Annotated in this window: 7 protein-coding genes and 2 pseudogenes; all 9 read left to right on the top strand. The window is 62.6% G+C overall.

The features are described 5' to 3' along the window. Positions 1-235 (top strand): annotated as a pseudogene (locus tag GM668_RS30110) (flagellar basal-body MS-ring/collar protein FliF); the annotation flags it as partial. Beyond that, positions 219-1,247: a flagellar motor switch protein FliG gene (locus GM668_RS30105; RefSeq protein ID WP_155442666.1), complete on the top strand. Its 1,029-nt coding sequence runs from the start codon at positions 219-221 to the stop codon at positions 1,245-1,247. The pseudogene GM668_RS30110 and the gene GM668_RS30105, both read left to right, overlap by 17 nt. Further along, a complete protein-coding gene (fliH, locus tag GM668_RS30100) occupies positions 1,247-1,945 on the top strand; it encodes a flagellar assembly protein FliH (protein WP_155442665.1) in 699 nt (232 codons plus the stop codon). The genes GM668_RS30105 and fliH overlap by 1 nt, the downstream gene beginning before the upstream one ends. Continuing rightward, a complete protein-coding gene (fliI, locus tag GM668_RS30095; protein WP_155442664.1) occupies positions 1,942-3,252 on the top strand; it encodes a flagellar protein export ATPase FliI in 1,311 nt (436 codons plus the stop codon). Before fliH ends, fliI begins: the two co-directional genes overlap by 4 nt. Further along, complete coding sequence (gene fliJ / locus GM668_RS30090; RefSeq protein ID WP_155442663.1) at positions 3,249-3,683, top strand: flagellar export protein FliJ; 435 nt, start codon at positions 3,249-3,251, stop codon at positions 3,681-3,683. Before fliI ends, fliJ begins: the two co-directional genes overlap by 4 nt. Positions 3,684-3,792: 109 nt before the next feature. Continuing rightward, entirely contained in the window at positions 3,793-5,184 is a 1,392-nt protein-coding gene (gene fliD, locus GM668_RS30085; protein WP_155442662.1) for a flagellar filament capping protein FliD, read from the top strand. 11 nt (positions 5,185-5,195) lie between these two features. Next, a complete protein-coding gene (gene fliS, locus GM668_RS30080) occupies positions 5,196-5,582 on the top strand; it encodes a flagellar export chaperone FliS (RefSeq protein ID WP_154378725.1) in 387 nt (128 codons plus the stop codon). After that, on the top strand, positions 5,575-5,892 hold the full coding sequence (locus tag GM668_RS30075; protein WP_155442661.1) for a hypothetical protein: 318 nt from the start codon (positions 5,575-5,577) through the stop codon (positions 5,890-5,892). Before fliS ends, GM668_RS30075 begins: the two co-directional genes overlap by 8 nt. Next, a pseudogene (locus GM668_RS30070) lies at positions 5,889-6,305 on the top strand (hypothetical protein); the annotation flags it as partial. The gene GM668_RS30075 and the pseudogene GM668_RS30070, both read left to right, overlap by 4 nt.

Here is a 6,305-nt window from a genome sequence, read left to right as displayed (position 1 = left end):
CAGCGCGGCGCACGCGGCGGCGCTGGGCGGCGCGCCCGACACGGCCGCCACCACGCCGGGCGGCGTGAAACCTGGCATGCCGGTGGTGCCGCTGCTGGAAAACTATGATTTGCCGCCGACCGGCTCGTCCGTCGACGTCATGGTTGACCACCTGAAGATCCTGGCTGAGAAAGAGCCGGAGCGTGTAGCAGAAGTCGTTAAACAGTGGATGCAGAAAAATGGCCGACCTCAATAATGATATGGGCGACCCATCGGGCGCTTTCCTGACGCCGGTGGAACAGGCCGCCATTGTGCTGCTGTCGATCGGCGAAGAGCCGGCCGCCGCGGTGCTGCGCTGCCTGTCCCGCGAAGAATTGCTGGAAGTGACGCAAGTGATGTCGCGCATGAGCGGCATTAAGGTCGAAGCCGTGAAAACCGCGATGCAGGCGTTCTTTGACGATTACCGCGAACAGTCGGGCGTGCACGGCGCGTCGCGCAGCTACCTGAAGCGCTCGCTGGACCTGGCGCTGGGCGGCGATATTGCCAACACTGTGCTGAACAACATTTACGGCGATGAATTGCGTCCGAAGATGGCGCGCCTGCAGTGGGCGTCGCCGAAATGGCTGGCCGAATATATCGCCAACGAACACGTGCAGATGCAGGCTGTTTTCCTGGCCTTCCTGCCGCCGGCGCTGGCCGGCCAGATCATCGATGCGCTGCCGGCCGACGGCCGCGACCTGGTGCTGCTGAACCTGGCCCGTCTCGATGAAATCGACCGCGACTTACTGGAAGAACTGGATGAACTGGTGAACCGCTGCCTGGGCAGCTTTGATTCGCAAAGCACCAGCGTGGAGGGTGTGCGCCAGGTGGCCGAGATCCTGAACCGGCTCCCAAGCAACCGCGCGCAGATGGTGGAATTGCTGCGCGCGCACGACCCGCAAGTGGTCGAGCAAATCGAACTGTCGATGTACGACTTCCTGATCCTGTCGACGCAGACCGAAGCAACGCTGTCGCGCCTGATCGAAGAAGTGCCGCTGGAACAATGGGCGATTGCCCTCAAAGGCGCGGAACTGTCGATCCGCGACGCGGTGCTGAAGACCATGCCGAAGCGCCAGGCACAGGCGTTCGAAGACATGATGCGCCGCGCCGGCCCGGTGCCGATGTCGCGTATCGAAGCCGCACGCCAGGAAATCATGACGACCGTGAAAGCGCTGGCCGACGCCGGCGAGCTGGAAGTCCAACTGTTTGCTGAAAAGGTGGTTGAATAATGAAGCAGTTCCGCCCTTACCGTTTCCCTCCCCTGTCGCAATTTGCGCCGGCGCCTGCGCGCGCCGCGGCAAGCGGCTTGACCACGGATTCCGTCCAGTGGCAGGCATCCGTGCAGGAAGGGTTCGAGCAGGGCCAGCGCGATGGCTATGAAATCGGCTTGCAGCGCGGTCAGGAAGATGGTTTTGAAGCGGGCCGCAGTGCGGGCTTTGAACAGGGCCGCGAAGAAGGCCGCAATGAAACGCTGGTGGCGTTCGATAATTTTGCCCGCCCCGTCGATTCCATGCTGAAGGGCTTGAAAAAATTGCGCGCCGATTACCGCGCCGCGCAGCGCAAGGAAGTGGTGGACCTGGTGGCCAAAGTCGCCCGCTCCGTGATCCGCGCGGAGCTGGCGCTGCAGCCCGTGCAAATCATGGCGCTGGTCGATGAAACATTGGCATCGATGCCACCGACCCGCGACGATATCGACGTGTATTTGAATCCGGAAGAATTGAAACGCATCCAGGACCTCGATCCGAAGCGCACCAAGCGCTGGAACCTGATCCCGGATTCGCGCCTGGACGTGGGCGAGTGCCGCATCCGCGCGGGCGACAACGAAGTCGACGCCGGCTGCCACCAGCGTCTTGCTGCTGTCATGGAACAGGTCGATAATCAGTTAACCGCCGCCGACGCCGGCGAAGAGCCTGAAAGCGAAGAATGATTGCCGATGCACTCCGCAAGCTGGAACTCGATGCGGTCCCGATGGCGACGCCCACGGGGCGGCTGGTCGGCGCATCGGGCTTGCTGCTGGAAGCCGTAGGCTGCCCGCTGCACACGGGCCAGCGCTGCCAGATCGAGACGGTCGGCGGCGAATGGCTCGATGCGCAAGTGGTGGGCTTCCGCGACAAATTATCGTTCCTGATGCCGTTCAAAAAAGCCATCGGCTTGCAAACCGGCGCCCGTGTGCTGCCGTCCCCGGACAAATCCACGCTGGCGATCGGCCCGTCGTGGCTGGGCCGCATGGTCAATGGCCTGGGCGAACCGATCGACGGCCTGGGCAAGCTGGGCGGCGAGTTCCCGCTCGATTACACGCCGCCGCGCGTCCATCCGCTGCGCAAGAAACCCGTGACGGAACCGCTCGACGTGGGTATCCGCGCCATCAACTCCATGCTGACGATCGGCCGCGGCCAGCGCGTCGGCCTGATGGCCGGTTCCGGCGTCGGTAAATCCGTCTTGCTGGGCATGATGACGCGCCAGACCGTGGCTGACGTCGTCGTGGTGGGCCTGATCGGCGAACGTTCGCGCGAAGTGCGGGAATTCGTCGATATGTCACTGGGCGCGGAAGGCATGCGCAAAGCCGTGCTGGTGATTGCACCGGCCGATGAATCGCCGCTGATGCGTATCATGGCGACGGAACTGTGCCACTCGATTGCCGCACACTACCGCGACCAGGGTAAAAATGTCTTGCTGCTGGTCGATTCGCTGACCCGCTATGCGATGGCGCTGCGCGAACAGGCGCTGGCGCTGGGCGAACCGCCCGCCACCAAAGGCTATCCGCCGTCCGTGTTTTCCAACTTGCCGCAACTGGTCGAGAGCGCCGGCAATGGCGAAAACGCGGTCGGCAGCATGAGCGCCATTTATACCGTGCTGGCGGAAGGCGATGACCAGCAGGATCCGGTGGTCGATACGGCGCGCGCGATCCTCGATGGCCACATCGTGCTGACGCGCGAACTGGCGGAACGGGGCCATTATCCCGCCATCAATGTTGGCGCTTCGGTATCGCGCTGCATGGCGCACGTGATTTCGCCGTCCCACATGAATGCGGCGCGCGCGCTGAAAGCATCCGTGGCGCGCCACGACCGCGTGCGCGACCTGATCCCGCTGGGCGCCTATGTGCCGGGCGCCGATCCGATGACCGATAAGGCAGTGAACCTGCATCCGCACATCGAAGATTTCCTGTGCCAGGGCGCCAAGGAACCGGCGCCCTACGCCAACTGCGTAGAACACCTTGAAAGGCTGATGGCATGACCCCACCGACCAAAATACGCAGCCTGTCCACCCTGGTGGATTTGCGCACGACGGAAGTCGAGCGCTTGCAGACCGAAATGGCAGCCAAGGAAAGCGTGCGCGAACGCTACCAGAAAAACCTGGACCGCCTGACGGGCTTGTACAAAAACAGCGGCGCCAGCGGCAGCCTGCCGCTGGCGCTGGCCAGCAACTGCGGCGACTATAAACAAGCCGTCATGCAAATGGTCGACAGCCACAAACTGGACTTGACCATGCATGAAGCGGATATGGCCGTCTCGCAGCGGGCATTGAATGCCGCGTACGTCAAACGCGAAATCCTGGGGCAAGTGTTGCAGAAAGAGCAAAAGGCGCTGGCGTCGCAGGAACAGGCGAAAGAACGCAAGCGGCAAGATGAATTGGCAACACAATTGTGGCTGCGCGGCCAAAAGTAAATCTTTTTTACCTAATCCGTAGTTTCCGCACGTCACAATTTCATAAGAGGATGAAGTTGGTCGCCTATTACTTAGGTACACTTCCAACACACACCCTCGGAGTACGAAAATGGCTACGACCAGCAGCACCACCTACGATCCGACCTCGACCGCCACCAAACTGGCCACCGCCTATACGGCCGGCCGTCAGGCGATGATCACTGCCCAGTCTTCCCGCGCCGCGGCCCAGTCCAAAGCGCTGACCACGCTCAGCTCCGCGATGAGCGAATTTTCGTCTGCCCTGTCGTCGTTCAGCTCGCAAAAGAGCCTGGTGGCCAATTCCGCCAAATTCGACGCCAACGTCGGTACGGCCACGGCCAGCTCCACGGCGATTGCCGGCACGTATAACTTTTATGTCGAGCGCCTGGCCACGGCTGGCCAGGTTTCCTATGGCGGCGTGCAAGATACCGCGGCGGCCGGCAGCGGCAGCCTGAACGTGGTGCTGGCCGATGGCAGCAATTTCAACGTCAACCTGACCAATTCCGACAACAACCACGACGGTGTGCTGACCGCGCAGGAAATCGCGTCCGCCATCAACCAGGCGGCCGACAACAATGCGCGCGTGACGGCGTCCACGCTGACCGTCAATGGCGAGCCGGCGCTTGTCTTGACCGCAGGCAATACCGGCGCGGACAACGCCGTATCGCTCGATACGTCCGGCGTGACCAACCTGGACTTGAAAGGTTTCCTGGACGACCCTGCAAAACAGCAGACGCTGGTGGCGGCGCAGGACGCCGTCGTGTGGGTGGGCGCACAAAACACGGGCACCCGCGTGCAGCAGGCGTCGAACACGTTCAATCTGGTGGACAACGTGAAAATGACGTTCACCCGCGCCCAGAGCGCAGGCGAATCGCCTGCTACGCTGACGGTCGGCCTGGACAAGTCCACTACGCATGCCAACGTGCAAGCGTTCGTCGATGCCTACAACAAACTGTCGACCACGCTGGCCACGCTGACCGCGCCCGGCGATCCGGCAACCAAGAAAGACCCTGGCCCGTTTGCGCAGGATTCCGGCCTGATGGCGCTGCGCAGCCGCATGAGTTCGGCGCTGCGCCAGGTGTCCGGCGGCCTGAGCTTGCCGAACTTCGGCATCACCGGCCAGCGCGACGGCACCATTGCACTTGACAGCGCGCGCCTGGATAAAGCCATCTCGGCCAATCCGGCCGCGCTGGATGCACTGTTTGGCAGCGCCACCATCAATCATGAGTCCGGCGTGCTGGGCGACTTGGACAAGCTGAACAGCCAATGGACCAATTCCGTCGATGGCCAGTTGAACCAGCGCAAGAGCTCCGTGCAAAAACAGCAATCGTCGCTGTCCGACCGCCAGGCGCAACTGGACGACCAATACAACAGCGCGTACAAGCGCTACCTGTCGCAATTTACGCAATTGCAAACCCTGCAAGCGCAAATGGCACAGAACACGGGGTTGTTTGACTCCATGTTCAGCCAATCGAATAGTTAAAGAGACCCCAAATGAGCCTGGAAGCCTATAGCAGTTACCACTCCACCAACCTCGACGCGCAGACTGCCCGCGCGTCGCCGGTGGAGCTGGTGCTCGTCCTGACTGACGGCCTGCTGGAAGAGCTGGCCCGTGCACGCGGCCATATCATCGGCAAGCGCTACGAGTTGAAGGCCAACAGCCTGAATAAATGCACGGAAATCATCAACGGTTTGTCCAGCTCGCTCGATTATGAGCAAGGCGGCGAAATCGTGGCCAACCTGGGCCGCCTGTATGACTACTGCGCAGCGCGGCTGTACCGGGCCGGCGTGGACATGGAACCAGCCATTATCGATGAAGTAAGCGGTCTGCTCACCACCATCAAGCAAGGCTGGCTGGGAGTGCAGGCAAAGAATGGATAGGCAAACGACGTTGCTGCAACTGGGCCAAAAAATGAGCGCCGCAACCAACGCTTCCGACTGGAAAGCGCTTGCGGCGATCAATACATTGATGGCGTCATCGCTACCCGCGATGGCGGCACAAGGCCCCTGGACACCCGCCGAGCGCGCCGCGCTGGCGTCGCTGCGCGAATTGCATAACCAGGCCATCCTGCGGGCGCGTAACGCCAGCGATGAACTGGGCAAGCACCTGGCAGAGATGCAGGCTAACAAGGAGGGCTGGCTCGCTTATGCCCTCAACAGCGAACCCGCTGCAACAGGAACCACCGCATGACTATGATTTCGACATCTGTGCCCGCCACTTCCACCGTACCCGGCCAGCCCCTGCTGGACTTGCTGTCGGGCACCGGTGCGCCCGTGGCGCCGGCCAATGCCGCCGCCGTTCCTGACCTGGAAGTCCCTGCAACGGGCGCCCCCACTGGCGCGCCGCTGCCTTTTGCACAATTGCTTGATGTGGCCGCCGATGCCCTGGGCTCCGCCGCACCGGATGCGGCGCCAGTGCGCGGCCATGACGTCCCGGCGCCCGATGCGGCGGCGGACACACGCAACACGCTGGACACGCTGGCCGCACTGGCGGCACAGGCGGTATTGCCAGCCGGACTGGCTGCCTTCGTTACCCCGGCGACCGCGGCGCCAGGCACGGCCGCGCCGGCCAGCACCGCTGCTACGGCGGCGCCGGCAGCTGCC

Source organism: Pseudoduganella ginsengisoli, from assembly GCF_009720865.1.
Lineage (GTDB): Bacteria > Pseudomonadota > Gammaproteobacteria > Burkholderiales > Burkholderiaceae_D > Rugamonas > Rugamonas ginsengisoli.
This window is presented reverse-complemented; position numbering and strand designations above follow the sequence as displayed.